General features: G+C 60.3%; 1 protein-coding gene and 1 pseudogene. Both read left to right on the plus strand.

What is annotated here, in order from left to right:
* Positions 1-102 precede the first annotated feature (102 nt).
* A complete protein-coding gene (locus tag AC1D2P_RS30635; RefSeq protein WP_046031987.1) occupies positions 103-1,719 on the plus strand; it encodes an inorganic phosphate transporter in 1,617 nt (538 codons plus the stop codon).
* A gap of 244 nt (positions 1,720-1,963) precedes the next feature.
* A pseudogene (locus AC1D2P_RS30640) lies at positions 1,964-2,423 on the plus strand (hypothetical protein); the annotation flags it as partial.

Raw genomic sequence — 2,423 nt, forward strand, 5'->3', positions numbered from 1 at the left:
TAACGGATACGCAAAAACCCCAAACCCTGACCTGAAGCAGTCTCCCTGTAACAATTAGCAACGACTATCACTGACACACCTCCCTCCTCAGGATTGTCAGTCATGGCTACTCCTTCCTACCCCACCGATGCCCAGGCTTCCGCCAGCAGCGGTAAACCCCAACTCGACAAAAAGCCCAGTGCGTTCACGCTGGTGATTTTTTTCGGCGTGTTGGCCATCGGGCTGCTGTTTACTGCCTACAGCCTGATGCGCGACATGAACGAACTCGGCACCGTGGTGACCACCTGGACCCCGTTTCTGCTGTTGGGTGTGGCGCTACTGATTGCCCTCGGCTTTGAATTCGTCAACGGTTTCCACGACACCGCCAACGCGGTGGCGACGGTGATTTACACCAACTCGATGCCGCCCAACTTCGCAGTGGCGTGGTCCGGGTTCTTCAACTTCCTCGGTGTGCTGCTGTCCAGCGGCGCGGTGGCGTTCGGCATCATTGCCTTGCTGCCGGTGGAGTTGATTCTGCAAGTCGGCTCTTCCGCCGGTTTCGCCATGATCTTCGCCCTGTTGATCGCCGCCATCCTGTGGAACCTCGGCACGTGGTGGCTGGGTTTACCGGCTTCGTCCTCGCACACGCTGATCGGTTCGATCATCGGCGTGGGCGTGGCCAATGCCCTGATGCACGGCCGTGACGGCACCAGCGGCGTGGACTGGGCCCAGGCGACCAAGATCGGTTACGCGTTGCTGCTTTCACCACTGGTCGGTTTTGGTTTCGCCGCGTTGCTGTTGCTGGCCCTGCGCGCGTTCGTCAAGAATCGCTCGCTGTACAAGGCCCCCAAAGGCAACACCCCGCCACCGTGGTGGATTCGCGGCATGTTGATCGTGACCTGCACCGGCGTCTCGTTTGCCCACGGCTCCAACGATGGCCAGAAAGGCATGGGCCTGATCATGTTGATTCTGGTCGGCACCTTGCCAATGGCCTACGCGCTGAACCGCGCCATGCCGGCCGACCAGGCGTTGCAGTTCGCGGCGGTGGCCGAGGTGACGCAGCAAGCGCTGGCCAAGGCCGCGCCGCAACCGGCCCCGGCCGATCCGCGCCTGGTGCTGTCCGACTACGTGCGCAGCAAGGAAGCCACGCCGCAACTGGTGCCGGCGCTCGCCGCCCTCACCGGCCGCATCGGCGCCGAGGTCAAGGGGTATGGCGCGCTGTCCAAAGTGCCGGCCGAGGCTGTGGGCAACGTGCGGAACGACATGTACCTGACCAGCGAAACCATTCGCCTGATGGACAAGAACAAGGTCGGCAACTTCGACGCCGACACCAGCAGCAAGCTGCAGCTGTTCAAGCAGCAGATCGACAACTCCACGCGGTTTATTCCGCTATGGGTCAAGATCGCCGTGGCGATTGCACTCGGGCTGGGCACCATGGTCGGCTGGAAACGCATTGTGGTGACGGTCGGCGAGAAGATCGGCAAAACCCACCTGACTTACGCTCAGGGCGCCTCGGCGGAAACCGTGGCTATGTTGACGATTGGCGCGGCGGATATGTTCGGTCTGCCGGTGTCGACCACCCATGTGTTGTCTTCTGGCGTCGCCGGGACCATGGTCGCCAACGGCGGTGGCTTGCAGATGAAGACCATCCGCAACCTGCTGATGGCCTGGGTACTGACCTTGCCGGCAGCGATCCTGTTGTCGGGCAGCCTGTACTGGTTGTTCACCCAACTGTTCTGATCGACAAACCCCTGTAGCAGCTGGCGCAGCCTGCGTCCGGCTGCGCTTATGGTTTTACGACTGCTGCGCAATCGGACGCAGGCTGCGCCAGCTGCAACAGGGGATTTTTTTGTCTGGCCGAAAAGCATTTCGTCGCAAATTCAGGCGATTACGCTTTTATTGATCCACCTCCCGCCGGTTTGCACTTCAGTTTGCTAACGTGTGGCCGACTCATAAGAGACTCGATGTATTCAGGAGTGGAATCGTGAATCTGTATATCAATCAGCTTCAGCAAAAAGCTGACTTCAAAGAAGCCATCTACGCTGGCGACATCTTCCTGAACACTCAGCTGCGCGCTGCCAAAGAGCTGTGTGCGTTTGCCCAGGAAAGCATCACCGCCGCGTTCGACGGCGAGACCAACCACCAGGCCCTGCACACGCTGATGCCGGTGGAAGAATTCGTAGTGCTGGTGACTCGCCTCAAGGGCCAGTTCACCAACAGCCAGCGCGCCAAGGATTTGATCTTGTCGTTCATCGACGAGATCGGCGTCGACCCGCGCGAGTACATTTTCGACGTGCCGCGCATTCGCGTGGTCCCGAACTATGACTACCTGCACGCCGGCGTCAGCTACGCCTACAAGCCGCATCGCGACACGTGGTACGGCAGCGTCGATTGCCAGATCAACACCTGGATGCCGGTGCACACCATTCGCCCCGACCAGACCA

This window comes from Pseudomonas sp. P1_F1_2 (genome assembly GCF_056405815.1).

Bases quoted from the DNA above. Each gene is read 5' to 3' on its own strand.
- AC1D2P_RS30635 (WP_046031987.1), top strand. From the start codon at position 103: ATGGCTACTCCTTCCTACCCCACCGATGCCCAGGCTTCCGCCAGCAGC.